The organism is Dechloromonas sp. CZR5, assembly GCF_008711155.1.
In the GTDB taxonomy this organism is placed as follows: domain Bacteria; phylum Pseudomonadota; class Gammaproteobacteria; order Burkholderiales; family Rhodocyclaceae; genus Azonexus.
This window is the reverse complement of the sequence record NZ_VUYQ01000004.1, coordinates 85,627-110,343: the sequence shown is the minus strand read 5'-3', so window position 1 is coordinate 110,343 and position 24,717 is coordinate 85,627. Positions and strand designations below refer to the sequence as shown.

Here is a 24,717-nt window from a genome sequence, read left to right as displayed (position 1 = left end):
TATGATTGTGGTTTTCAGTGCTGTCCATGCCCACTGACTGGTTTTCGGACCTGCATTTCCTGTTCAACGACACGCCCGCGTGCGGGCATCGCACCAGATCCAGCGTGATTTGAACGGGCAATATCGCCAACCTGTCCTTGCCATTCATAGGCCTGCATTCCCTTGGGCTGCTTGTACCAGCCGGGATCCTTGTAATCGCCTGCTTTCTGATCGCGACGGACCTTGAGGACAGAGAACATGCCACCCATCTCAAGCGCGCCGTACGACCCTTGGCCGCCAGTCCAAAACTGTCTCATCCTGGATGAAGCGATAATCGGCAAATGCCGATTTGTATGTCTTGGCGATAGCCAACTCGGGTGAGTGTGGATTTTCCGCCCACACCGGCCCGGCAGCGATGGCCAGGCTCAGCGCCAGTTGTTTCATGACATCTCCATTGAGTAAACGTGGAGTCTGATGCTCCAATGGTCGACATCTTGCTTTTACGAAACCAACAATCGACTGACTTATGGATTACATTTGCGTAATCTTGGAAATTCGGTGCTAAAACCGATAGAGAATTCTCCACCAATAAAAAAACGTTGTTGGAGAGAGCGATGAAAGTTCTGGTTGTCGAAGATGAACTTAAGACGGGCAGCTATTTGAAACAAGGCCTGCTTGAGGCTGGGTTCGTGGTCGACTTGGCCGCCAACGGCTTGGACGGCCTCCATCTTGCGCTAACCGAAGCCTACGACTTGGCGGTACTCGATGTAATGCTGCCAGGTATAGACGGCTGGCAGGTTTTGCAGGGAATCCGCCGGGCCGGGAAGGACATGCCAGTACTATTTTTGACCGCTCGCGATCAGGTGGAAGATCGGGTCAAGGGACTGGAACTCGGTGCCGACGATTATCTGGTGAAGCCTTTCGCCTTCTCCGAATTGCTGGCTCGGGTCCGCTCCCTGCTACGACGAGGAAACAAAACAAAGGAAGCGGAAGTCTTGCGAGCTGCTGACCTTGAACTCGACCTGCTACGGCGCCGCGTGGTGCGCTCGGGGAAACGGATTGACCTTACTGCCAAAGAATTTGCTTTACTTGAACTGCTATTGCGGCGCCAAGGCGAGGTTTTGCCACGTTCGTTAATTGCCTCGCAGGTTTGGGATATGAATTTTGATAGCGACACCAACGTGATTGAGGTTGCCATTAAACGCTTGCGGCTGAAGGTGGACGAAGACTTCGAACTCAAGCTAATCAAAACGGTTCGAGGGATGGGCTACGTCCTGGAGATCAACGAGTGACATCCCGCCGCGGTCCATCGCTTACCTTTCGACTGACCTTACTGTTTGCATTGACTGCAGCACTTGTTCTCTTCCTATTGGGCTTGCTCATTGGCAATTCGGTGGAACAGCACTTCGAGGAGCAGGACATGGAGGTGCTGACAGGAAAAATGGAGTTGGTCCGCCATATTCTTGGCCAGTCACCAGAGGTCCTATCGAGTACAAGCCTGAAGCTACAGCTGGACAATGCGTTAACCGGGCATCATGGGCTGGTGGTATCGATCCATGCTCTGGATGGGAAGCCCATCTATGCCAATGAAAAAAAAGCTCTGCCAGCGGGGCTGCTGAAAGGGCCAGCTTCCGGAGACAGCCGACCGCTCAAATGGACGACCAGCGATGGAATGCCGATGCGCGGGATTGTCAGCTTGATTATGGCAGGCGGTTTAGGACAGCCAGTCACGGTGGGCATAGCCACCGAAATGGATATTCACGAACATTTCATGTCCTCCTTCAGACAAACGCTATGGTCGTTTATTGCATTGGCGACTATGGCCATGGGCATGCTCGGCTGGTTCGTTGTGCGACGCGGCCTTTCGCCGCTCCAAGCGATCAAACGCCAAGCCTCAGAAATCACCGCAAATCGCTTGTACACCCGCCTGCCAGCTGACGCAATTCCGCTTGAACTGGCCGATCTTGCTGAAACCCTGAATGACATGCTGTCTCGTCTGGAGGATTCATTTCTGCGCCTGTCGGACTTTTCATCGGACTTGGCCCATGAACTGCGAACTCCGGTGAGTAACCTGTTGACGCAAACCCAAGTCACGCTATCAAGGGCGCGTACAGCGGATAACTATCGCGAAATCCTAGCGTCCAATGCTGAGGAGTTTGAACGGCTATCGAGGATGATTGCCGACATGCTCTTCCTCGCCAAGGCCGACAACCAGCAGATCATTCCTCACCAGGAGCGCATCGAACTAGCCGATGAAGTCGCTGATCTCTTAGAGTATTACGAAATTCTCGCTGACGAGAAAGCCATTGCGCTATCCCTCTCAGGACGAGGCGAAGTTTCCGGCGATCGTTTAATGCTAAGGCGCGCAATCAGTAACCTCCTGTCCAATGCGATACGCCATACGCCCAACGGAGGAACAATCACTACCCGTATAGCCCGAGGGGCAGAGGGAAACACCACGCTCACTGTCGAAAACACGGGAAGCACAATTTCCGCCGAACATCTACCACGCCTGTTCGATCGCTTTTATCGTGCCGATAGTTCGCGCCACCGGACAACAGAAAACTCAGGACTAGGGCTGGCAATTACACGCTCAATTGTGCTGGCTCATGACGGGAACATATCCGTGCAATCCGCCGACGGCATAACTTGCTTTACACTGTGGTTGCCCAATGGAAGTAAGACCAATTGATACGCGGAGCAACTGCATCCCCAACCATCTTATTTTTCTCCCCGCTTTTTCCTGCGGTCACGCCCAATCCTTGTGGTGAGTAGCTTTGAATAAGGAAACCGTTTTTCTCGGCATTTTAAATAGCGCTCCAACAACCAGATTCCCAGAAAAACGACAACAATCATTGCCCCAACAACTAGCAACTGAGAGGGCGTAGAGGCTAAGGTGCTCGAATGTCGGAACATTTCCAACTCACTCGTCCTTTATCTGGATGTGGTGTTCAGCGTCGTTTACGTGATGCTAGATGCAACCACTCGATGCATCGATTTGCGCAAGTTATAGAAATCTGAGGAGGAACAGGACGACTCACGACGCTGCGACGATGCTCAACCCCAAAAAACGATTGCTAGCGGGAATTGATCTTTAGTCCAGTGCTTTGGAGCATGGTTTTAGTTTGCACGTTTGAAACTGACTAACACATGGCCTAGAAATTACATCTCAGTCAGTTTTCAACAGCCAAGGACAGGGCAATGCCGTTGTAGCCGCCGCCACTCAAGCTAGCCGAGGTTTTCGACCAACCGCCGGCCAAGCCCACCAGTCTCGACCCATGTGTGGACTCCAAGTCACGGCTCCATTTGCCACTTTCCAGAAGGAATAGATTTGATTCCCCGTGTAGCGCTGACCAGTGACTGGGTGGAGAAAAAGATGTACCGACTGGTTCAAGATACACTGCTGTGCCTCAGCTGTTTTACCTTGCTTGAGCAAAGGCTTCAATGCAATAAGGCGCTCATTGTTGCGATACTTATGTATGCGATGCGCAAGCCAAAGGGGCACGTGAATCTGGCCCTCCGGACCAATTTTATCGCCGTGCTCGTCTACCCCATATTCTTTCCCCTTGGTTCCGTAGATAAGGGTGACAAGTACACTCTGTGCCTCCGGAAACTGGTCAGGATTGATGATGTTCCACTTCTTGGGTTGAAGTGGAAGGGTATCTACCCGCCAGCAAGCAGCTTCCTCGCGGCGTATGGCCGTATTGAGAATTAGGTCGGCAATTAGCCCTTCGGTATTTCCAAACACTGGCCGCTCATATACGCGCCTTCGCCACGCCTCAATTTCATCAGTTGAGGGGAACGACAGTAACCGTTTATTCACTTTTACCTTGCCCCTCCTCGACTCGACGAACTTAACCTCATGAGACCTACTGGAAGAAGGAGAGTCTACAAAGTAGGTACTGGTAACGGTCGGAATGCTGAACGGTTCACGCAGCCCCTTGTCCGCGGCCCACATCTGGTACTCGAGTGCGATCCCGATTCGAGAATTGACCGTCTCAGGAGAAAGAGACTTGTTGTAGGCAGACCAAATGCCCTTCAACATTTCTTTTTGATACCGCCCAATCAAAGTGCTAGCGTAGTCCGCCTTCATCAGGTCGACGCCCCGAACCTCAGCCCATTCCAGTGCGTTAGCAAGCCAGTAGGCAAAATTCTTCATCGACACGCGTGTGGGCGGGAGCGGGTTACGTTTTGATCCGCGCCACTTTGGATCCCAATAGCCGATTCCGCGATCGATTAAGAACTGATTTGGAAAACGAGCATATCCCGGCTCTGAATCGAAGATGATGGGAAGGTGCGCTACTTTCTCAAACCCTGCATCCTTAAGAAATTTTGGGTCAGCAAAAACAACTTTGAAACCATAATTAGGCATGTGTTTTTTTCAGTACTGAATACTTACAACGTGTTAACAAACTGATTACTGAGCAAGTGTTTTTTTGCCACAACTATAACGCCTGGTATTCGCACCTCAAGCACCTCAACGACAAGCCGTGGTGGATCGCGGCGCTGATTTCCTGGGGCATCGCGCTGTTCGAATACCTGATCCAGGTGCCGGCCAACCGCATCGGTCATACCGAGCTGGACCTCGGCCAGCTCAAGATCCTGCAGGAAGTCATCACCCTGACGGTCTTCGTACCCTTCGTCATCTTTTACATGGACCAGCCACTGAAGCTTGACTACTTGTGGGCGGCTCTGTGTATCCTAGGCGCCGTCTATTTTGTTTTCAGGTCGTAAATGTCCGCTCAAGTCATCACCCGCCGCCTGACCCAGGGCGATCTCGCCAAGCTCTACGCCGCCGGCGAGAAGGTCGTCATGTTCACCGCCTACGATGCCAGCTTCGCACGCCTGCTCGACGGCGCCGGTGTCGAATCGCTGTTGATCGGCGATTCGCTGGGCAATGTGATCCAGGGCCACGACACGACCTTGCCGGTCACCGTCGCCGACATCGCCTACCATACGGCCGCCGTCAAGCGCGGTTCCGATCGCGCCTTCATCATCGCCGACATGCCGTTCGGCAGCTACCAGGAATCGCCGGAACAGGCCTTCCGCAATGCCGTAACGCTGATGGCGGCCGGCGCGCAGATGGTCAAGCTGGAAGGCGGCGGCGACATGGCCAGGACCGTCAAATTTCTCGTGGACCGCGGCATTCCGGTCTGCGGCCATCTCGGCCTGACGCCGCAATCCGTGCACGTCATGGGCGGCTACAAGGTCCAGGGCAAGGGCGAAGCGGCAGCCCAGCGCCTGAAGGACGATGCGCTCGCCCTTCAGGAAGCCGGTGCGACGATGATCGTCCTCGAAGCCATTCCCGCCGTGCTGGCTGCCGAAGTCACGGCCATGCTGCACATCATCACCATCGGCATCGGTGCCGGCAAGGATTGCTCGGGCCAGGTGCTCGTCGTGCACGACGCCTTCGACATCCCGCCCGGCAAGAAAGCCAAGTTCGTCCGCAATTTCATGGAAGGCGCTACGTCCGTCCATGACGCAGCCTGCCGTGCCGTCGCGGCCGTCAAGGACTGCACCTACCCCGGCCCGGAACACACCTACGCGGCCTGACCCTGGATAGCCGGGCGACAGACCCGGCCCTTCGACGCAAGAGATCCCTAGCATGCAAATTCATTCCGCCATTGCCGACCTGCGTGCGGCACTGAAAAACCGTGGCCGTATCGTCTTCGTGCCGACCATGGGCAACCTGCACGCCGGCCACATCAGCCTGATGGAACAGGCCCGCGCCCACGGCGATACGGTGGTCGCCTCGATTTTCGTCAATCGCCTGCAATTCGGCCCGAACGAGGATTTCGACAAGTACCCGCGCACCTTCCAGGCCGACTGCGACAAGCTGGCGGCGGCCGGCGTCGACGTGCTGTTCGCGCCGACCGAAGCCGATCTCTATCCGGAGCCGCAGGAATACGTCGTTGAACCACCGGCCATCCAGCACATGCTCGATGGCGAATTCCGCCCCGGCCACTTCCGTGGCGTCGCCACCGTGGTCCTCAAGCTGTTCAACATCGTTCAGCCGGACGCGTCCCTGTTCGGAAAGAAGGACTATCAGCAGTTGATGGTCATCCGCAACATGACGCGCCAGTTGGCCTTGCCGATCGACATCATCGGCGGGGAAACGGTCCGTGCAAACGATGGGCTGGCCCTGTCGTCGCGCAATGGCTACCTCAGCGACGCCGAGCGCGCCGAGGCTCCGCGCCTGTATCGTCTGCTGAATGAAATCCGCGACGCGGTACGAAATGGCGACACGGATACCGTCAAACTGGAAAACGCAGCCATGTCTGCACTCGATACGGCCGGCTGGAAGACCGACTATGTTGCCATCCGACAACAGTCGGACCTGGCCATGCCCAAAGACGTAAACGCCCCACTGGTGGTGCTTGCCGCCAGCCGCCTGGGAAGCACCCGGCTCATTGATAACACTGAGATTTGATGCGGGCTGAATATCCATAATTATGCCCGTTGACAGAGGGGCTATTGTCGTTACAATGCGCTTCCCCCAACCTTCTGGATGAGTGAAACCATGCAGAGAACGATGCTGAAATCCAAGTTGCACCGCGTAACGGCCACCCATGCCGACCTGCACTACGAGGGTTCCTGCGCCATTGATGAAGACCTGCTCGAAGCGGCAAACATCAAGGAATACGAACAGATCGACATCTGGAACGTAAATAACGGTGAGCGTTTCACGACCTACGCCATTCGCGCCGAACGCGGATCGGGCGTCATCTCGGTCAATGGTTCGGCAGCCCGACGTGCTGCCCCGGGCGACATCCTGATCATCGCCACCTTTGCGGTCTATAACGAGGTGGAACTGGCCAAGCATGAGCCGGACCTGATCTACGTCGATTCGCAGAACCGCATCGTGCGTCGTGGGCACAAGATTCCGGTCCAGGCCGCCGCCTGATCGCGAAGAAATTCACGCCTGTAAAAAAACCCGCCGCTTGGCGGGTTTTTCTTTTCTGTACAATGCCCTACAAAAATTCACACACCAAAGTTGGAGACAAACAATGGGCATTATTTTCGCAAAGACCCAGAAAGGGCATGACGAAATCGCCACGAAGGCTGGAGGACTGTCGCCGCGCGTGCGACGAATCCTGATCTTCGTTGACGGTAAACGAACGGTCGAAGAGCTGCGCGGCATGATCCTCGCCGATGACCTCCAGCATACGCTGGGCATGCTCGAGGAAGAAGGCTATATCGAGTTCCACGATCTGAAAGGGGTCCCCCAGGCTGCTGTGCCACCACCGCCAGCCAAGCTGCCTTCGATCACGGCCTTCGGCGATCTGCCGGCCGAACCGGACCCGGTTCGCCTGCAGATGGCGCGCAATTTCATGACCAACACGCTCAACGCGTTCGTCGGCTCACTGGGCACCAGCGGCCTGCTGGACCGTATCGACAAGTGCGATGGGCACCAGGCGCTGCGTGACCTCTACGACGAGTGGTATCACGCCATCGTGATGTCGCGCGACGGCAAGCGCGAGGCCGAGTCGCTGCGCACCAAGCTGCTCAACGTCATCTAGACTTTAGCGACTCGCTTGGCGGCGCCTAAAAAACAGGCCCGCCAAGCCGGCCCCCAAGAGCAACATGGAATCCGGCTCGGGTACATTGTTAGCTTGCGTGACAGACCAGTTTTTTGTTGCGACCGGAGAATCCGATGCTGAGAGTCCTGTTGCAAATGAAAAAGTCGTAATCTGATCCCACGCCGAAATCGAATAGAAGAAATTTATCATCGATGCTTCATCGGGATAATTCGTGTCAACAAATAGAAAGTTATTCTCTGTCCCATCGAACGAGACCACAGCCCCACCGGTCCGCCAGTTCCCAGTATTGGTATCTAACGACGAACCAAACAAACTACCGTTTCCAAGAAAATTGACGCCATTAACTGCCACGCTGATGTTGGTTAAATTCGAAATCAGATTGCCGTTGGCATCCCCCATAAACGTCCCGGTTACTGTGGTCCCACCACCAACCACCTTGCCCGCAAATAGGTAGGAAAAGTTGTAGGCCGTCGATGCTTGTGCAGCACCGATACCCAAAGCTCCAATAAGCGTAGCGATAACCAACTTCTTGATCAGTTTATTCATGGCATTACTCCCTTTGGTAGATTTCCAGGCGAAAGCAAGCCCAATGCCATTGAAATAAAGAAATGCCAAATCAATGCCTTGTTCTGGAAAGCTTCTGGCCCCTCGCGATGTCCGTAAATTTTTCCGACAGCATTAGGCGGCCAAGTTGATAGTCACATTCAAACAAATAGGACAGTCGCAGTGCACAGACTCGATAACACCGGAGCATAGAAATAATTGGCAGAGCAGCACATCGGGTTGGCATCTGCCTGTCGCAGTAAATGAAAACGTGCAGGGCAATGGGCTCTGCCCCCAGCCTTTGCCCCCACTCTCAATCACCGAGTCATCAGCCCGCAAAAAAGGCAGCCAAGGCTGCCTTTTTATTTTGGCTCAGGCTTCCGCCTTGCCGGCAGCTTTGGGCTTGCGCGGCCGCGCCGGACGCTTGGCCTTGGCTGGCTTGACTTCTCCGCCGGTGGCCTCGACTGGTTGCGCGGCCTCGACCGGGGTATCGACAACCGTTTCCGACGATGCGCTCTTGCGCGGGCGGCGACCGCCCCGGCTTGGCTTGGCCTCCGCCTCGGGAGCGGTTGCCTCGTGGGTCGCCCCTGATTCTGCGGCCGGGACGGCCTCGACGACGCTCGCTGGCGCCTTGCTCTTTCCTCCGCGACCACGCCGCGCATCACGACGCGGCTTGGTGTCGGCATCGCCGGCCTGATCCGCAACGACTGCGGGCGCCACGTCGACAACCGGCGCTGATTCGACAACGGCAACGGGTTCGGTCACCTGTTCGGCGGCTGGTGCCCGTTCGCGCTCCCGACCGTTGCGCCCGCGGCGCCCGCCCCGGCGGCGCTGGCTGCCACCGGCCTCCGCTTCGGGAGCCCCGCCCTCGGTTTGCACCGGCAATTCCTCGCCCGCTTCGGTCACGACCGGTTCGATCACTGCACTTTCCGCCAGTGCTTCGCCTTCGATGGCTACTGCTGGCCGCACCGGTGCCCGGAAGACAAAGGCACCCTTATCGTCACGCCCGAAGCCAAGCAGGCCACGGCTCGCCGCCTCTTCGAGCAGGTTGCCGAAGCTGCGGAAACCGTAATAGCTCTCGTTGAAACCCGGATTGCGGCGCTTGACCACTTCCTTGAGTACGGAGGCCCAGATTCGTTCGCTCTCGCCGCGATCGGCAATGAGGTCGACAAAGGTGGTCATCACCAGTTCGACAGCCTTCGCCTTGCGCTCTTCCTGCTTTTCGCGACGCTTGGCTTCTTCTTCCGGCGAACGCTTCTCGCGCTCGCGGCGCTGGCCGCCGCGACTGGCCTCGCGGTCGCGGACCAGATCGTCGTAGTAGATGAATTCGTCGCAGTTGGTGATCAGCAGGTCGGAGCAGCTCTGCTTGACGCCGACGCCGATCACCTTCTTGGCGTTCTCGCGCAGCTTGGAGACCAGCGGCGAAAAGTCGGAATCGCCGGAGATGATCACGAAGGTGTCGACATGCGACTTGGTGTAGCACAGGTCGAGGGCATCGACGACCATGCGGATGTCGGCCGAATTCTTGCCCGACTGGCGGACGTGCGGAATTTCGATCAGTTCGAAATTGGCCTCGTGCATCGCGGCCTTGAAGCCCTTGTAGCGCTCCCAGTCGCAATAGGCCTTCTTGACGACGATGCTGCCCTTGGCGAGCAGACGTTCGAGAACGGGGCGGATGTCGAATTTTTCGTACTGTGCGTCGCGCACGCCCAGGGCGATGTTCTCGAAGTCACAGAAGAGCGCCATGCTGGCGGTGTCGTTGGATGCGGCCATGAAATGCTTTCAGCTTTAGGAAGACGGAGTATACCGTCTCGCCTCGCCGGCAACTGCGTGGAAGCCCCTTCCACGATGCGGGACAAGAGTCGATGCCGATGGCACATATCGGGCGTATGATGAAGTTGCTGCAACGCAGCACCCGCAGCACTGCAGCAAGCCGGCGGAGAACCGGCAACCGTCTCAGGGGTTTCGCATGAACAGCATGCTCACCATCGACGGCAACGAAGCCGTCGCCAACGTGGCCTACCGCGTTTCCGAAGTGATCGCCATTTACCCGATCACGCCCTCGTCCGGCATGGGCGAACTATCCGACGAATGGGCGGCACAAGGCCGCAAGAACCTGTGGGGAACCGTCCCCACCGTTGTCGAGCTGCAGTCCGAAGGCGGTGCCGCCGGGGCCGTGCATGGAGCCTTGCAGGCCGGCGCCCTGGCCACGACGTTCACGGCATCGCAGGGCCTGCTGCTGATGATCCCGAACATGTACAAGATCGCCGGCGAACTGACGCCGACGGTCTTCCATGTTGCCGCCCGCGCCGTTGCCACGCATGCGCTCTCCATCTTCGGCGACCATTCCGATGCGATGGCGACGCGCGGCACCGGCTTCGCGCTGCTGGCCTCGAATTCGGTACAGGAGGCGCAGGACCTGGCAGCCATTGCCTCGGCCGCTACCCTGGCCGGGCGCATCCCGGTGCTGCATTTCTTCGACGGTTTCCGCACCTCGCACGAAGTCGCCAAGATCGAGCCGCTGACGGACGACATCCTCCATACCCTGTTCGACCCGTCGCACATCGACGCCCAGCGCCGCCGCGCCCTGTCGCCGGAACACCCGGTACTGCGCGGGACGGCACAAAATCCGGACACCTTTTTCCAGTGCCGCGAGGCGCAAAACCCATGGTTCGATGCCTTCCCCGACATCATGCAGGACATCATGGACCGCTTTGCCGGCCTGACCGGGCGTGCCTACCGGCTATTCGACTATGTCGGCGCGCCGGATGCCCGGCACGTCATCGTGATGATGGGTTCCGGCGCCGAAACCGTTCAGGAGACGGTCGAGGACATGAATCTCCACGGCGGGAAAGTAGGCCTGCTCAAGGTTCGCCTGTATCGCCCATGGGCGCCGGCCGCCCTGCTCGCCGCCCTGCCGCCCACCGTGCGCACTGTCGCCGTGCTCGACCGCTGCAAGGAAGCCGGCGCCGATGGCGAGCCCTTGTTCAAGGATGTGCTGGTTGCACTGGCGGAAGATGCGGCTGGCGAGGCGCCCCGCTTCCCCGCCGTTCCACGGGTGATCGGTGGCCGTTACGGACTGGGCTCCAAGGAATTCACGCCGGCGATGGTCGTCTCCATTTTCGCCACCTGTGCCGAAACCTCGCCCAAGCGACGTTTCACCGTCGGCATCCGCGACGACGTCACCCGGCTGTCGCTACCCTTCGACCCGGCCTTCCGTACCGGGGCCGCGCGCGCCACTTTCGCCGCCGTCTTCTACGGCCTTGGCTCGGATGGCACGGTGTCGGCAAACAAAAATTCAATCAAGATCATCGGCGACGAAACCGACCTCTATGCCCAGGGCTACTTCGTCTACGACTCAAAGAAGTCCGGCGCGATGACGGTGTCCCACCTGCGCTTCGGTCAGCAGCCGATCCGCTCTGCCTACCTGACCGGCGACGGCGATGCGCGCTTCGTCGCCTGCCACCAGCCGCACTTCCTCGACACCCACGACCTGCTGGCCCACGCGGCACCGGAAGCCGTTTTCCTGCTCAACACCGACATCCCGGCCGAACAGGTCTGGGAACGCCTCCCGGCAAGCGTCCGACAGCAGATGGTCGCCAAGAACATCCGTTTCTACGTGATCGATGCCTACAAGGTGGCTCAGGAGGCGGACATGGGCCGGCGCATCAATACCGTGATGCAAACCTGTTTCTTCGCCATTTCCGGCATCCTGCCCCATGAACAGGCGATCGCCGCGATCAAGCATGCGGTGGAGAAGACCTATGGCCGCAAGGGGCGGCGCATTGCCGAATTCAACTACCGCGCCATTGACCGGACCGTGGCCTGCCTGCATCGCGTGGACATTCCCGTTGCCGCAGTTCCGTGCGACGAAGCCGCCGCCAGCGACGAAGCCGGGGATTTCATCCACCGCGTCACGCTGCCCCTCATTGCCGGCCACGGTGACCGCCTGCCGGTGTCGGCCTTCCCCGTCGACGGAACGTGGCCAACCGGCACGGCCCGCCACGAGAAACGCAACTTGGCGCTGGAGATTCCGGTCTGGGACGAAGCGCTGTGCACCCAATGCGGCAAGTGCGTCTTCGTCTGCCCGCATTCGGCGATCCGCGCCAAGGTTTTCCCGGCGACCGCGGCCGCCAGCGCACCCGCGAGTTTCAAGCACGTTCCGGCACGCAGCAAGGACTACCCGGCCGGAACCCGCATGAGCTACCAAGTAGCGCCCGAGGACTGTACCGGCTGCACGCTGTGCGTCGAGGCCTGTCCGATCCGCGACAAGTCGAACATCTCGCACAAGGCCATCAACATGGCTCCGCAACCGCCGCTGCGCGCCGCCGAGGTGCGGAACTGGGACTTCTTCCTGACCTTGCCAGACCTTGAGCGACAGAACGCCAAGCGTGCCGCCCTGCCCGGCGCGATGCTGCTGCAGCCGCTGTTCGAGTTTTCCGGCGCCTGCGTCGGCTGCGGTGAAACACCATACATCCGGCTGGCCACGCAACTGTTCGGCGACCGCATGCTGGTCGCCAACGCCACCGGCTGCTCGTCGATCTATGGCGGTAACCTGCCAACCACGCCGTATTGCAAGGACGCCGACGGCCGCGGCCCGGCGTGGAGCAATTCGCTGTTCGAGGACAACGCCGAGTTCGGCCTCGGCATGCGCCTGGCCACCGACAAGCTGGCCGATGCGGCGCGCACGCAATTGCAGGCCCTGGCGCCGCGACTCGACCCGGGGCTGGTAAGTGGCCTGCTGGAAGCCGACCAGCGTAGCGAAGCCGGCATCCACGAACAGCGCGAACGCGTTGCCCTGCTGCTGGAGGCGCTGCAGGCCATCGGCACGCCGCAGGCAACGCAGCTGGCCTCGGTGGCCGAATACCTGATCCGGCGCAGCGTCTGGATCATCGGCGGCGACGGCTGGGCTTACGACATCGGCTTCGGCGGACTCGACCATGTGCTGGCCTCCGGACAGGACGTGAATATTCTCGTCCTCGACACCGAGGTCTACTCCAACACCGGCGGCCAGAACTCCAAGGCCACGCCGCTGGGTGCGGTCGCCAAGTTCGCCGCCGGCGGCAAGCCCAACCGCAAGAAGGATCTGGCGCGCATCGCCATGGACTACGAGAATGTCTTCGTCGCCCAGGTCGCGTATGGCGCCAAGGATGTGCACACCCTGAAGGCATTCCTCGATGCCGAGAGCTACCCCGGCGTGTCGATCATCATCGCCTACAGCCCGTGCATCGCGCACGGCGTCGACCTCTCCTGCAACCTCCGACAGCAGGACTTGGCCGTCAAATCCGGCCACTGGCCGCTGCTGCGCTACGATCCGCGGCTGCGCGAACAGGGACGCAACCCCCTGTCGGTCGATAGCGCGCCGCCTTCCATCCCGTACCGCGACTTCGCACAGCACGAGGCGCGCTTCACGGTTCTCGAACGCGTACGCCCCGAGGCGGCGAGCCGCTTCATGAACGAAGCCGAGACAGCCGCCCGGTTGCGCCACCACGACTATACGGAACTCGCCGCACTGACGCCGCAGCAAGGCCAGACGGCACCGTCCCGGGAGAAATCCGATGCCTGACCTGACCACGCGTTATCTCGGGATGACGCTGAAGAACCCGATCGTTCCTTCATCGACCCCGCTGACCCGCGACCCGGATGCCCCGCTGCATCTCGAGGATGCCGGCGCCGCGGCCATCGTCATGCACTCGCTGTTCGAGGAGGATGTGCGCAACGACGAGCGGATGATCGACCGCTTCCTGATCCATCCGGATGCCTTCGGCGAAGCGAGCGGCCACTTGCCCTTCAGCAGCGGCTACGAAAGCAAACTCGACCGCTACCTGGCGCAGATCGAATACCTCAAGGGGCGCTTGGGCATTCCCGTCGTCGCCAGCCTGAACGGCGATTCGCTGTCCGGTTGGGTGGAACTCGGCCGCGAACTGGAGGCCGCCGGCGCCGATGCGCTGGAACTCAATGCCTGGCACATGCCGGGAACGGTATTCGAAACCGCCGGCGGCGTCGAGGATCGCTATATCGCCTTGCTGACCGAACTGAAAGCGGTCGTCCGGATACCCATTTGCTTCAAGCTCTCCCCCTTCTTCTCGGCCCTGCCCAATTTCGTTCGCCGGGCCGAAAAGGCCGGGGCCGCAGGGGTCTCGCTATTCAACCGCTTCTTCCAGCCGGACATCGACCTCGCCAGCATGACGGTCGTCGACCGTGCCCAGCTATCGACCTCGGCCGACGGACTCCTCGCCATGCGCTGGATCGCCATTCTGCGCGGCCAGACGTCGATCACGCTGGCGGCCTCGGGCGGCATTCACAATGCACCCGATTCCTTGAAAATGATGCTGGCCGGTGCCGATGTCACGCATATTGCCAGCAGCCTGCTCCTCAACGGCCCGTCATTGATCTCGCAGATGCTGCACGACATCGAACACTGGCTCGTCGAGCATGAATATCAGTCGCTAGCGCAACTCAAGGGGTCGATGAGCCAGCGCAACCACCCCAACCCGTCGGCCTTTGCCCGGAGCGCTTATCTGAGTGCCATAGACACCTTTACGCCGCCCGCCGGAGTCCGCTACTGAACAGGATTTCGACACATTCTTGCCGCATTTTTAACAGGCATCAAAGCCGGACCCCACACCCCCCGAATACCATCGACCCGCCAAACAATTTCCGAAAGGGGGAAAGACAATGAGTGGCGCTTTCACTAAGTCGATGGCGCGGAACATTTTCTACGGGGGGACGATCTTCTTCTTCCTGTTGTTCCTTGCGCTGTCATTCGATACTCATTCGCAACTGCCGAAGCGCGACATGCGGGCCAACATCACGCCGCAAATCGCCGAAGGCAAGAAGCTGTGGGAAGTTAACAACTGCATCGGCTGCCACACCCTGATGGGTGAAGGTGCCTACTTCGCTCCCGAACTGGGCAACGTCGTCGTCCGTTACGGCGACGAAGGCGTCAAGGCGTTCATCAAGAGCCGTCCGAAGGAAGGTATCCCGGGTCGCCGCAGCATGCCGCAGTTCAATTTCACCGACGAGCAACTGGATGCCATCGTGGCCTTCCTGAAGCACGTCAATTCGATCAACGACGCAAACTGGCCGCCTAACAGCCAGGGCTGATCGAGAGGAGAACTGAACATGCAATTCAAATCCCAAGCGGTTGCAAAACCCTACTTCATCGCGGCAATCGGCCTGTTTGTCGGTCAGATCCTGTTCGGCCTGATTCTCGGCCTGCAGTATGTGCTCGGCGACTTCCTGTTCCCCGCCATTCCGTTCAACGTGGCCCGCATGGTCCACACCAACCTGCTCATCGTGTGGCTGCTGTTCGGCTTCATGGGTGGCGCGTACTACATGATCCCGGAAGAATCCGAGACCGAACTGTTCAGCCCGAAACTGGCGCTGGCGATGTTCTGGATCTTCCTGGTCGCCGGTGCGCTGACCATCGTCGGCTATCTGGCGGTTCCGTACGCCACGCTGGCTGAACTGACCGGCAACAACATCCTCGAAACGATGGGTCGCGAGTTCCTCGAACAGCCGCTGCCGACCAAGCTCGGCATCGTCGTCGTGGCACTGGCTTTCCTGTTCAACATCACCCTGACGGTGCTGAAGGGCAAGAAGACCTCGATCTCGATCGTTCTGTTGCTCGGCCTGTGGGGTCTCGCCGTCTTCTTCCTGTTCTCCTTCTACAACCCGGTGAACGTCGTTCTCGACAAGTTCTTCTGGTGGTGGACGGTGCACCTCTGGGTGGAAGGCGTATGGGAACTGATCCTCGGCTCCTTCCTGGCCTTCGTGCTGATCAAGACCACCGGTGTTGACCGTGAAGTGATCGAAAAGTGGCTGTACGTCATCGTCACCCTGACGCTGATCACCGGCATCATCGGTACGGGTCACCACTACTTCTGGATCGGTACGCCGGAATACTGGCAGTGGTGGGGTTCCATCTTCTCCGCTCTGGAACCGATCCCGTTCTTCGCCATGACCGTCTTCGCCTTCAACATGGTGAACCGTCGTCGTCGCGAGCACCCGAACAAGGCCGCCGTCCTGTGGGCCCTGGGTACCGGTGTGATGGCTTTCCTGGGCGCTGGCGTGTGGGGCTTCCTGCATACCCTGGCTCCGGTCAACTACTACACGCACGGCACGCAGATCACTGCCGCTCACGGCCACATGGCTTTCTATGGCGCCTACGCCATGGTCAACCTGATGATGATCTCCTACGCCATGCCCATCCTGCGCGGCCGTGCTGCCAACAGCAACAAGTCGCAAGTGCTGGAAATGTGGTCGTTCTGGCTGATGACGGTCGCTATCGTCTTCATCACCCTGTTCCTGACCGCCGCCGGTATCCTCCAGGTCTGGCTGCAGCGCGTCTCCGACGCACCGCTGCCGTTCATGGTGGCCCAGGACAAGATCGCGCTGTTCTACTGGATGCGTGAATGGGCCGGCGTTGCCTTCCTGATCGGTCTGATCGTCTATATCGCCAGCTTCTTCGTGGGCGGTGACGAGAAGGAAGCCGCATAAGCGACGATTCCTCCAAGTAGCACCCAAAGGCGCGGCTCTTCGGACCGCGCCTTTTTATTTGGGCCATATCAAGGTTTGAGCTGCCTGCCGTCGCTACGATGGCGGCTATGATAAATACACAAGCAGTCCCAGCACCAGAGACTCCGTCCGGCCGCCGCCTGCCCGGCGATTTGGCCATCTGGTTCTTCATCCTGGCCGAGATGCTCGCCTTCGCGGTGTTCTTTGCCGCCTACGCCTTCGCCCGGGCGAAGAACGTCGAGATGTTCAACACCTACCAGCACACGCTGGACCGCAACCTCGGCGCGCTCAACACCTTTCTGCTGATCACCGGTTCCTGGTTCGTCGTGCTGGCCGTGCAGGCAGCGCACAAGGACAACCGGCCGGCCATCGCCCGCAACCTTCTGCTCGGCTGGCTGTGCGGCGGGGGTTTTCTGGTCGTCAAGGTCATCGAATATGCCGCCAAGTTCGGGGCCGGCATTTCGATGTCGACCAACACCTTCTACATGTTCTACATCTCGCTGACCTTCTTCCACTTCATGCACGTCATCCTCGGCATGGTCATCCTGACCATACTCTGGGTGCAGGCGCGCAAAGGCGTCTATGGCAGCCACGACGCGCACGGGCTGGAAAGCGGCGCGGCCTACTGGCATATGGTCGATCTGCTGTGGATCGTTCTCTTTCCGCTCGTATATGTGATGCGCTGACCATGGAACTGCTCAAGAACCCCGCCCATCGCGCCTGGATCATCCTGATGATCGCCACCGTCGTCACCTGGTATCTCGGTGAAGTCGGCGCGGCCGGCACTACCTCCATCATTGCCATGCTGCTCATCGCCTTCGTCAAGGGGCGCCTGGTCATTCTCGATTTCATGGAGCTTCGCGAAGCGCCGCGGATGTGGCGCATTCTGCTCGAAGGCTGGCTTATACTCGTCTCCAGCCTGATTCTGCTTGCTTACTGGATCTCCCTCACATGACCGAACTGCCTTTCTACGAACCTTCCGGCAACGAAATTTCCCTGTTCGAACACGCCTTCAACCAGCGCCTGCCGCTGCTGATCAAGGGGCCGACCGGCTGCGGCAAGACCCGCTTCGTCGCTCACATGGCGGCGCGCCTGAAGCTGCCGCTGTACACCGTGGCCTGCCACGACGACTTGACCGCCGCCGATCTCGTCGGCCGCCACCTGATTTCCGACAAGGGCACCTACTGGAACGACGGCCCGCTGACCCGCGCCGTGCGCGAAGGCGGCATATGCTACCTCGACGAAGTGGTCGAAGCGCGCAAGGACACCACGGTTGTGCTGCATCCGCTGGCCGACGACCGCCGCATCCTGCCCATCGACCGCACCGGCGAGACGCTTGAAGCACCGCCCAACTTCATGCTGGTGGTCTCCTACAACCCCGGTTACCAGAATCTGCTCAAGGGCCTGAAGCCTTCGACCCGCCAGCGTTTCGTGTCGATGAGCTTCGACTTCCCGAGTACCGAGCGCGAAACCTCGATCCTGATCGGCGAAACCGGCTGTGATGCCGACCTCGCCAAACGCCTGGTCGGTATCGCCCGCGCTTTCCGCGCCCTCAAGGACCGCGACCTGGAGGAAGTGGCCTCGACCCGCCTGCTGGTCTATGCCGCGACCCTGATCAAGTCCGGCTTCGATGTCTCAGCCGCCTGCCGTGCCGCGCTGGTCGAAACACTGACCGACGAGCCGGAAACTGTCGAGGCGCTGATGGAAATCGTCAATGCGACATTCGGACGCTGATACCGGTTTCGACGAGCGGATTCCCGGCCAGAACCTGGCCGTGATCGCCGAGTCGCTGTTTCTCGGCAACCTGCTCGTCGCACCCGGTATCTGCTTTGCCGTCCTGCTCTGGCTGTGGGTGCGCAACAAGGACGATGCACCGGCCCTGGCCCGCCATCATCTCAAGCAAGCCACCTATGTCAGCCTGTGGGGCGGCTTGCTGATCGTCACCCTGAGCGCGCTGTTCATCGCCTTCGGCGGTTTGTATTGGGAATGGACCTGGGTGCTGGTGATCATGTATTTCACCTGCATTCACTCGACGCTGGTCTGCTTCGGCGCCTACGCCCTGTCCAAGGCGCTGGCCGGCCAAATCTGGCGTTTTCCGTTGATCGGCCCGGCCGTCGACCGCCGCCCGGAATGAGCAAACCCGCGTTGCAACGCGCCCGCTTGCTGGCGCAGATGGGTTTTTTCGCGCTGTTCACGGTGACACCGATCTTCGACCTCTTCCGCTACGACCTGACGGAAAGGCACGCCTACTTCCTGACCATGCCGTGGCATCTGGGTATCGACGAACTCATCGCCGGGACCGGCGATCCGAAAGCGGCCGCCGTCAACATCATTCTTTTCCTGTTCCTGCCCGTCCTCGGTACGCTTGCCCTGATCATCGGCGTCGCCTGGAAATGGGGCCGCCTCTACTGCGGCTGGCTATGCCCGCACTTTTCCGTGGTCGAAACCATCAATCGCCTGATGCTGTTCGCTACCGGCAAGCATTCGGTATGGGACAAGAAGCAAACCCCGCCCTGGGAGCCGGACGGCACGCCGATGCCCCGCGACTGGCGCTACTGGTTCGCCGTCGTGCCGGCCGCCATCGGCTTCGCCTTCGCCTGGGCCGTGGTCGGACTGACCTATCTGATGCCGCCGTTTCAGGTCTATGGCGGGCTGCTGAATCTCTCCCTGCTGCGCGGCGAGGTGATCTTCCTGTGTGCGGCAACGACCGTCCTGACACTGGAATTCCTCTTCGCCCGCCACCTGTTCTGCCGCTACGGCTGCGCCATCGGCATTTTCCAGAGCTTTGCCTGGATCGTGAACAAAAAGGCGATGGTCGTCGGCTTCGATCGCCAGCGCATCACCGATTGCGCCAATTGCATGAAGGGCTGCGGCACGGCAGCCAATACCACGCTGGCCCGCCAGAACCTGCGGTCGGTCAGGCATGCCGAACCCCCGCCGCCGTCCGGCAGCGCCTGCGATGCGGTCTGTCCGATGCGCCTGAAACCGCGCAACGTCAAGCGCTGGATGTTCGCCTGCACCCAATGCGGACAGTGCATCTCGGCCTGCGCGACGACCAATCGCGACAACCCTGACGGGCAGTTGCTGCGTTGGGTCAGCAACGATGCGGCCCGGCGCAACGAAGCCGGTTTTTCAGCCCTATCAAATACAGACGAGGATGCCGGAGGCAAAATCTGACCCATGGAAGAATTCATCGGCAAAATCTGGCATAACTGGGTCACCAAGGCCGCCGGCGGGCATTACCCGCAAGCCGCCGTCAAACTGGTCGACGTTGAAAAGACGGCGGGCATCCTGTTCCGCGCTTTCGGTGGCGATCCGGGCCTCAAGATCGCCGCTGCCACCGCCGAGCAGCATGGCGCCCGCCGGCGCTGGCTGGAGCGATTGGCCGGCAGCAACGAAAAGGTCTCGCCAGCACGACGCGATGCCGAAACGCTGCGCCTGCCACCCGAGATTGCAGCATTCCCCGACAGTGCGCTGAATCGCGACCTCTATCTCTGGTTGTCGGCCATTGCCGCCTGCGACATCGCCCCGGAGAAGCCCTGGTTCCTGCGCAACCAACTGGCCGCCGCCAGCACGCTGCAACGTTATCCCGGCCTGCGCCCGCGCTACGAGCGCCTGGTCGAGGCCCACATCGCCAGCCGTATCCCCCCGGCCGACATGCTGCCCGACGAAGCCGCCCAGGAAGAGGCACTGCGTCAGGCACTGCGCCAACCGGGAAGCCAGGCAGGCCTGCCGCCCCTCACCTCGAAAAAATCCAGACCGCCGCAGCCGATACTGCTCTGGTTGGTCGCCGCCGATGAGCGCAGTCGCGGACGGGTGGCCGACCCGGACGAGGAACTGCCTCCGGAAGGCAGCGGCAATACGGAAGCCACGAAGGAAGCGCACAAGGCCGAGCAGGTCGAAACGCCGGACAACAAGACGCCCATGCTGGCGATGTTCCGTGCCGAAAGCCTGCCCACCTGGGCCGAGTACGTGCGCGTCAACCGGGCCTTCGACGAGGATGAAGACCCGAACGCCAAGGATGCGGCCAAGGATCTCGACCAGTTGTCGTTAACCCGCGATGGCCAGACTGCCAAGTCGCGGGTCAAGTTTGACCTCGATCTTCCCTCGGCCGCCGAGGACGATACGCCGATCGGCCCCGGAATCGCACTACCGGAATGGGACTATCGCAAGTCGCTGATGCTGGAAAAGCACTGCCTGCTCCAGCCGATGATCGCCCGCGACGCCGAACCCGCTGCCCTGCCGCAGGCGTTGGCGGCCACCGCGAAGAAGCTGCGCGGCCAGTTTGCCGCCCTTGCGCCGCAACGGCGCTGGCTGAAGGGGCAGCCCGACGGCCCTGAACTCGACGTCGATGCCTGCGTACGCAACCTCGCCGACCGCGCCTCCGGACATACGCCGGAAACCGGCGGCTATCTCGCCCAGGCCCGCTGCGAACGCGACCTGGCCTGCCTGTTGCTCGCCGACCTGTCGATGTCGACCGATGCCCCCATTTCGGATAGCCATCGCATCGTCGACGTGATCCGCGACTCGCTTCTGCTTTTCTCCGAGGCGCTGACCGCCACCGGCGACCGCTTCGGCATCTACGGCTTTTCCTCGCTGCGCCGCCAGAACATCCGCTTCCACCTGCTCAAGGATTTCGGCAAGCGCTACGATGCCGCAGCGCGGGGTCGCATCCTGGCCATCAAACCGGGCTACTACACCCGCATGGGTGCCGCCATACGCCAGTCGGCGAGCATCCTCGCCGAGCAACCGGCCAACCGGCGCCTGTTGCTGATCATCACCGACGGCAAGCCCAACGACCTCGACCTGTACGACTCGCGCTACGGGATAGAAGACACCCGACTGGCGGTCCACGAAGCGCGCGCCATGGGACTCACGCCGTTCTGCGTCACCATCGACCGCGAAGCGGGCGCTTACCTGCCCTATCTTTTTGGTCCGGCCGGATTTTGCGTCATTCGCAAACCGGAGGAACTGCCGCGGCGACTCCCTTTGCTCTATGTGCAGCTGACCCGCCACTGAATTAATAGTCACTAAAGGTATTGCCAAAGAACTAGTACAGTGCCACCATCGGCCGTCCTCGTTCAGGCACGGTTCACTATGCATGGAAATCACCCCATCAATATCGAAGCTCTACTGACCCACGTACCGCTTTTCAACAGCCTGGCACCGGAAGAGATTTCGCGCATCGCCAAGAGCACGCGTGAAATCCACGCCAGCAAGGGCGACATTCTTTTCCACAAGGGCGATCCCTGCTCGGGTTTTCACCTGCTGGTCTATGGCCAGATCAAATTGGCCTTCACTTCGCAGCAGGGCAGCGAAAAGGTCGTGGAAATCCTGACCCAGGGCCAGAGTTTCGGCGAAGCCATCATGTTCATGGACAAGCCCTACATCGTCTTCGCCCAGGCCCTGACCGACTCGCTGCTGCTGCACGTTTCCAAGGCGGCCGTGTATGAAGAACTGCAGCGCGACCACAATCTCTGCCGCAAGATGTTGGCCGGCATGGCCATGCGCCTGCACCAGCTGATGACCGACGTCGAATCGTATTCGCTGCATTCCGGCAAGCAACGCATCATCGGCTATCTGCTGCGCGAGCTTCCCGAAAGCGAACATGACGGGATCAATGTTGCAGTAACCCTGCCGACCAACAAGGGGGTCATCGCCTCCCGTCTCAACCTGACCCAGGAGCACTTCTCGCGCATCCTGCACGAATTGACCGAACTCGGATTGATTGTCGTGGAAGGCCGGAAGATCCATATTCCGAGCGTCGTAAAGTTGCGCAAGCACGAAGGCTGACAGGCACATCCATCCGACAGTCTTTCCGAGGCTGGGCAACAAAAAGGGGCGATCTGGATCGCCCCTTTTTCATTGACCGATGCTGATGCCTATCAGTCGGTAACCAGCTTGTTATTGGTCAGCAATTGCTGGATGACCTGCTGATCCGACCCGCTGAGCACGACGCCCTGCAGGGTGATCTGCTGATCAACAAGCGAAGCGCTGTAGCCCGCCGAGAAACCGCCAGTCGAACTGATCCGGACGATGGTATCTGCGCCCGATGCCTCGAAGTGCAGGTAGTTCGCCAGATTGCCGACATTGGTCCCACTGTGCAGCTCTCCGACCAGGAGATCGCGCAGATCGAGCTTGTCCCCGGCGTTCTCGTTAAAGTCGACGACAACATCAGAGGCCGGCGCTCCCGGTGTTCCACGATCGGCGAGCATCCAGACGAAGGTGTCGGCGCCACTTCCGCCGATCAACGTATCGTTCCCCTCGCCTCCGATCAACACATCGTTGCCGGCGCCACCACGCAGGGTATCGTTACCAGTACCGCCGTCCAGAATGTCGTTACCGTCTGTGCCGGCCGTACCGCCAAGCCGGTCATCACCAGCCCCGCCCTTGATCAGGTCATTCCCGGTCGTACCGTTCAAAGACGTCGTGTCGTTGCCGGTCGTACCCAGGATGTCGCTATACCCATTGACTTCGTCATAGAGCGAGTCGGTCGCCAAGAACTTCGGACGAACCTCGAGATTCAGTGTCTGCGATGCGGACGACGCAGCACCTCCCGTCGACGACTCCGTCGCAGTAGCTGTCACGCCGAGGCTCAGCGAGCCCGTAAACGAATCGGCAAAGCGCAGTTGGGCACTGGCCAGTTCGCTACCGGCGATCGTGATCGTGTCGCCCACCGCAGTATGGGTACCCTGGCTGGTAACGATGGTTGCACCGGCCGGCACACCGGAAAACGACAGACTCAGCGCCTCCGAACCATCCGAATCGACCAGGGCGGCGCTCAGGTAGTTGGCCAGACCAACGGACGTGAAGCCACCACCCGCGTTGCCGGCACTGACCCCCTGGAAGGCGATCATCTTCAGGTCATCGATGAAGGCACCGCGCCCACTGGCGTCGAACGAAGTGGCATCCGTCCGGATCATGACGGTATGGCTGGCACCATCCCCGGTGAAGCTGAAGGTCAGGCTCTTCCAGTCGATTGAGGTCTGCGGACTGGTTGCGGCATATTGCTGCACCAGCACGCCGTCAACATACACCCCGATACGCGTGAAGCCCGAATCGAAGCCCGGCCGCCCGGCATAGTCGAACGACAATTCGTAGACATTTCCGGCCACGGTGCTGACCGAGCGACTGATGCCCAGCGTCTGAACCAATGCACCGGTGTTGTCGGCGTTGTTCAATTCGAGGAAATTGTTGCCGTTGCCCGGTGCCGCATAGACGGTGTTGTATCCGCCATCCTGACGCACTTGGGAGTCACGATTCGACCACACTTCAAAATAGTTGGTACCACCGGCAAACGTGTCGGGAGTCGTTACCAGATTCCAGCCTTCAAGCGTACCGGCACTGACTGTCTCGCTCGTATTTGAGGAGTTCGCAACGGTTTCCCAGCCATTCGAGAAAAGCAGCGACGAGGAGGAGGCCTTGACCGTCAGCGTCGGCGCATCGGCCACCGGCGAGATATCGACTGTCACCGTGCCGGCACTGGTTGCTCCGCTGGAATCCGTAGCAGACACCTGGAAGGTCGCGTAGTGATTGAGCTGGTTTCCGGTCCCAGCCGTCGGGAACATGCTTCCGCCCGATTCATTGATATCCGGAACGAAGCGGACAAAGCCCGAATCAACCGTAGCCTTGGAAATCGCCTGACCCGCAGTCACATTCACCCAAGCCGATCCGTTATAGACCTGCAAGGTGCCATCTGCCGGCAAACTGGTGATCGTGGCTGCAGTGATCGTCGGACTATCGACATCGCTGATTCCGAAATTGGCCCACGTCAGTGTCACCGGCGTATCTTCGGTTCCGGATAGCGTGCTGCCGGTGACTACCGGTGCATCGTTGGTACCGTTGATGGTGATGGTCAGCGTCGCCGTGCTGGTGTCGCCGTCGGCATCGGTGATGGTGTAGGTGTAGGTGTCGGTCAGGCTCTGCCCCGTCTTCAGGGCATTGACCGCCGGGTTGGCGTTGTTCAGCGTGTAGGTGTAGCTGCCGTCGCTATTCAGGACCAGGCTGCCGTAGGTCAGTGTCGGACTGGCTGCCGTCACCGGGGTGGCGCGGGTATCCGCGCCCAGGTTGTCGTTGCTGTAGACGTTCCCGCTCACCGTGTTCGGCGCGGCGTCTTCGGTGATGCTCGCCGTGT

At 59.9% G+C, this 24,717-nt stretch carries 24 protein-coding genes; 18 read left to right on the top strand and 6 right to left on the bottom strand.

All coding sequences use genetic code 11. The annotated features are described in order from the left end of the window. Window positions 1–14: 14 nt before the first annotated feature. Window positions 15–239 (bottom strand): hypothetical protein, encoded by a 225-nt coding sequence (locus tag F1002_RS12605; RefSeq protein WP_191090393.1) that lies wholly within the window; start codon window positions 237–239, stop codon window positions 15–17. A gap of 10 nt (window positions 240–249) precedes the next feature. Further along, window positions 250–423 (bottom strand): hypothetical protein, encoded by a 174-nt coding sequence (locus tag F1002_RS21000; protein WP_191090392.1) that lies wholly within the window; start codon window positions 421–423, stop codon window positions 250–252. Window positions 424–593: 170 nt separating this feature from the next. Between F1002_RS21000 and F1002_RS12600 the strand changes: the two genes are divergently transcribed. Together F1002_RS12600 and F1002_RS12595 are read left to right on the top strand one after the other, a co-directional pair. Continuing rightward, the gene (locus F1002_RS12600) at window positions 594–1,271 is read left to right on the top strand and encodes a heavy metal response regulator transcription factor (RefSeq protein ID WP_150429400.1); all 678 of its coding nucleotides are present in this window, start codon (window positions 594–596) and stop codon (window positions 1,269–1,271) included. Further along, the gene (locus F1002_RS12595) at window positions 1,268–2,671 is read left to right on the top strand and encodes a heavy metal sensor histidine kinase (RefSeq protein WP_150429399.1); all 1,404 of its coding nucleotides are present in this window, start codon (window positions 1,268–1,270) and stop codon (window positions 2,669–2,671) included. Before F1002_RS12600 ends, F1002_RS12595 begins: the two co-directional genes overlap by 4 nt. Before the next feature lie 531 nt (window positions 2,672–3,202). On the opposite strand, the gene F1002_RS12590 is transcribed toward F1002_RS12595, so the two are convergent. Then, window positions 3,203–4,351, bottom strand: a complete 1,149-nt coding sequence (locus tag F1002_RS12590) for a hypothetical protein (RefSeq protein ID WP_150429398.1) — start codon at window positions 4,349–4,351, stop codon at window positions 3,203–3,205. A gap of 56 nt (window positions 4,352–4,407) precedes the next feature. Between F1002_RS12590 and F1002_RS12585 the strand changes: the two genes are divergently transcribed. From F1002_RS12585 to F1002_RS12565, 5 genes are all read left to right on the top strand, one after another. Continuing rightward, complete coding sequence (locus tag F1002_RS12585; RefSeq protein ID WP_223879584.1) at window positions 4,408–4,713, top strand: DMT family protein; 306 nt, start codon at window positions 4,408–4,410, stop codon at window positions 4,711–4,713. After that, window positions 4,714–5,532, top strand: coding sequence for a 3-methyl-2-oxobutanoate hydroxymethyltransferase (gene panB / locus F1002_RS12580; RefSeq protein WP_046536362.1), 819 nt, complete (start codon window positions 4,714–4,716; stop codon window positions 5,530–5,532). It begins immediately after the preceding gene. Window positions 5,533–5,584: 52 nt separating this feature from the next. Then, window positions 5,585–6,409, top strand: a complete 825-nt coding sequence (gene panC / locus F1002_RS12575; protein ID WP_150429396.1) for a pantoate--beta-alanine ligase — start codon at window positions 5,585–5,587, stop codon at window positions 6,407–6,409. Between the two features lie 90 nt (window positions 6,410–6,499). After that, window positions 6,500–6,883, top strand: a complete 384-nt coding sequence (gene panD, locus F1002_RS12570) for an aspartate 1-decarboxylase (RefSeq protein ID WP_027459146.1) — start codon at window positions 6,500–6,502, stop codon at window positions 6,881–6,883. A 103-nt stretch (window positions 6,884–6,986) separates the two neighbouring features. Next, complete coding sequence (locus F1002_RS12565; protein ID WP_150429395.1) at window positions 6,987–7,499, top strand: hypothetical protein; 513 nt, start codon at window positions 6,987–6,989, stop codon at window positions 7,497–7,499. Window positions 7,500–7,502: 3 nt separating this feature from the next. On the opposite strand, the gene F1002_RS12560 is transcribed toward F1002_RS12565, so the two are convergent. Beyond that, entirely contained in the window at window positions 7,503–8,066 is a 564-nt protein-coding gene (locus tag F1002_RS12560; RefSeq protein ID WP_150429394.1) for a PEP-CTERM sorting domain-containing protein, read from the bottom strand. 369 nt (window positions 8,067–8,435) lie between these two features. Beyond that, on the bottom strand, window positions 8,436–9,836 hold the full coding sequence (locus F1002_RS12555) for an NYN domain-containing protein (RefSeq protein ID WP_150429393.1): 1,401 nt from the start codon (window positions 9,834–9,836) through the stop codon (window positions 8,436–8,438). Between the two features lie 196 nt (window positions 9,837–10,032). Between F1002_RS12555 and nifJ the strand changes: the two genes are divergently transcribed. The 11 genes from nifJ to F1002_RS12500 all read left to right on the top strand — a co-directional run bounded on the left by nifJ (window position 10,033) and on the right by F1002_RS12500 (window position 22,376). After that, a complete protein-coding gene (gene nifJ, locus F1002_RS12550; RefSeq protein ID WP_150429392.1) occupies window positions 10,033–13,629 on the top strand; it encodes a pyruvate:ferredoxin (flavodoxin) oxidoreductase in 3,597 nt (1,198 codons plus the stop codon). Beyond that, window positions 13,622–14,632 carry a dihydroorotate dehydrogenase-like protein gene (locus F1002_RS12545; protein ID WP_150429391.1) on the top strand — a complete coding sequence of 337 codons (1,011 nt, stop codon included), beginning with the start codon at window positions 13,622–13,624 and terminating at the stop codon, window positions 14,630–14,632. Before nifJ ends, F1002_RS12545 begins: the two co-directional genes overlap by 8 nt. Window positions 14,633–14,741: 109 nt before the next feature. Continuing rightward, a complete protein-coding gene (locus F1002_RS12540) occupies window positions 14,742–15,170 on the top strand; it encodes a cytochrome c (RefSeq protein ID WP_150429390.1) in 429 nt (142 codons plus the stop codon). A gap of 18 nt (window positions 15,171–15,188) precedes the next feature. Continuing rightward, window positions 15,189–16,565 (top strand): cbb3-type cytochrome c oxidase subunit I, encoded by a 1,377-nt coding sequence (locus tag F1002_RS12535; RefSeq protein WP_150429389.1) that lies wholly within the window; start codon window positions 15,189–15,191, stop codon window positions 16,563–16,565. A 107-nt stretch (window positions 16,566–16,672) separates the two neighbouring features. Next, a complete protein-coding gene (locus F1002_RS12530; protein ID WP_370452164.1) occupies window positions 16,673–17,269 on the top strand; it encodes a cytochrome c oxidase subunit 3 in 597 nt (198 codons plus the stop codon). Window positions 17,270–17,271: 2 nt separating this feature from the next. Continuing rightward, on the top strand, window positions 17,272–17,538 hold the full coding sequence (locus F1002_RS12525) for a cytochrome C oxidase subunit IV family protein (protein WP_150429387.1): 267 nt from the start codon (window positions 17,272–17,274) through the stop codon (window positions 17,536–17,538). Next, on the top strand, window positions 17,535–18,317 hold the full coding sequence (locus tag F1002_RS12520) for a CbbQ/NirQ/NorQ/GpvN family protein (RefSeq protein ID WP_150429386.1): 783 nt from the start codon (window positions 17,535–17,537) through the stop codon (window positions 18,315–18,317). The genes F1002_RS12525 and F1002_RS12520 overlap by 4 nt, the downstream gene beginning before the upstream one ends. Further along, window positions 18,298–18,717, top strand: a complete 420-nt coding sequence (locus F1002_RS12515) for a hypothetical protein (RefSeq protein ID WP_150429385.1) — start codon at window positions 18,298–18,300, stop codon at window positions 18,715–18,717. Before F1002_RS12520 ends, F1002_RS12515 begins: the two co-directional genes overlap by 20 nt. Beyond that, window positions 18,714–19,760, top strand: a complete 1,047-nt coding sequence (locus tag F1002_RS12510; protein WP_150429384.1) for a 4Fe-4S binding protein — start codon at window positions 18,714–18,716, stop codon at window positions 19,758–19,760. The genes F1002_RS12515 and F1002_RS12510 overlap by 4 nt, the downstream gene beginning before the upstream one ends. Window positions 19,761–19,763: 3 nt before the next feature. Next, entirely contained in the window at window positions 19,764–21,602 is a 1,839-nt protein-coding gene (locus F1002_RS12505; RefSeq protein WP_150429383.1) for a nitric oxide reductase activation protein NorD, read from the top strand. 78 nt (window positions 21,603–21,680) lie between these two features. After that, window positions 21,681–22,376, top strand: coding sequence for a Crp/Fnr family transcriptional regulator (locus F1002_RS12500; protein WP_150429382.1), 696 nt, complete (start codon window positions 21,681–21,683; stop codon window positions 22,374–22,376). 92 nt (window positions 22,377–22,468) lie between these two features. On the opposite strand, the gene F1002_RS21445 is transcribed toward F1002_RS12500, so the two are convergent. After that, a partial coding sequence (locus tag F1002_RS21445; protein WP_191090391.1) for a VCBS domain-containing protein occupies window positions 22,469–24,717 on the bottom strand: 2,249 nt, incomplete at its 5' end.

Bases quoted from the DNA above. Each gene is read 5' to 3' on its own strand.
- panD (WP_027459146.1), top strand. From the start codon at position 6,500: ATGCAGAGAACGATGCTGAAATCCAAGTTGCACCGCGTAACGGCCACC.
- panB (WP_046536362.1), top strand. From the start codon at position 4,714: ATGTCCGCTCAAGTCATCACCCGCCGCCTGACCCAGGGCGATCTCGCC.
- panC (WP_150429396.1), top strand. From the start codon at position 5,585: ATGCAAATTCATTCCGCCATTGCCGACCTGCGTGCGGCACTGAAAAAC.
- F1002_RS12605 (WP_191090393.1), bottom strand. From the start codon at position 239: ATGTTCTCTGTCCTCAAGGTCCGTCGCGATCAGAAAGCAGGCGATTAC.
- F1002_RS12510 (WP_150429384.1), top strand. From the start codon at position 18,714: ATGAGCAAACCCGCGTTGCAACGCGCCCGCTTGCTGGCGCAGATGGGT.
- nifJ (WP_150429392.1), top strand. From the start codon at position 10,033: ATGAACAGCATGCTCACCATCGACGGCAACGAAGCCGTCGCCAACGTG.
- F1002_RS12520 (WP_150429386.1), top strand. From the start codon at position 17,535: ATGACCGAACTGCCTTTCTACGAACCTTCCGGCAACGAAATTTCCCTG.
- F1002_RS12505 (WP_150429383.1), top strand. From the start codon at position 19,764: ATGGAAGAATTCATCGGCAAAATCTGGCATAACTGGGTCACCAAGGCC.
- F1002_RS12545 (WP_150429391.1), top strand. From the start codon at position 13,622: ATGCCTGACCTGACCACGCGTTATCTCGGGATGACGCTGAAGAACCCG.
- F1002_RS12600 (WP_150429400.1), top strand. From the start codon at position 594: ATGAAAGTTCTGGTTGTCGAAGATGAACTTAAGACGGGCAGCTATTTG.
- F1002_RS12590 (WP_150429398.1), bottom strand. From the start codon at position 4,351: ATGCCTAATTATGGTTTCAAAGTTGTTTTTGCTGACCCAAAATTTCTT.
- F1002_RS12540 (WP_150429390.1), top strand. From the start codon at position 14,742: ATGAGTGGCGCTTTCACTAAGTCGATGGCGCGGAACATTTTCTACGGG.
- F1002_RS12525 (WP_150429387.1), top strand. From the start codon at position 17,272: ATGGAACTGCTCAAGAACCCCGCCCATCGCGCCTGGATCATCCTGATG.
- F1002_RS12530 (WP_370452164.1), top strand. From the start codon at position 16,673: ATGATAAATACACAAGCAGTCCCAGCACCAGAGACTCCGTCCGGCCGC.
- F1002_RS12535 (WP_150429389.1), top strand. From the start codon at position 15,189: ATGCAATTCAAATCCCAAGCGGTTGCAAAACCCTACTTCATCGCGGCA.
- F1002_RS12565 (WP_150429395.1), top strand. From the start codon at position 6,987: ATGGGCATTATTTTCGCAAAGACCCAGAAAGGGCATGACGAAATCGCC.
- F1002_RS21000 (WP_191090392.1), bottom strand. From the start codon at position 423: ATGAAACAACTGGCGCTGAGCCTGGCCATCGCTGCCGGGCCGGTGTGG.
- F1002_RS12560 (WP_150429394.1), bottom strand. From the start codon at position 8,066: ATGAATAAACTGATCAAGAAGTTGGTTATCGCTACGCTTATTGGAGCT.
- F1002_RS12515 (WP_150429385.1), top strand. From the start codon at position 18,298: ATGCGACATTCGGACGCTGATACCGGTTTCGACGAGCGGATTCCCGGC.
- F1002_RS12555 (WP_150429393.1), bottom strand. From the start codon at position 9,836: ATGGCCGCATCCAACGACACCGCCAGCATGGCGCTCTTCTGTGACTTC.
- F1002_RS12500 (WP_150429382.1), top strand. From the start codon at position 21,681: ATGCATGGAAATCACCCCATCAATATCGAAGCTCTACTGACCCACGTA.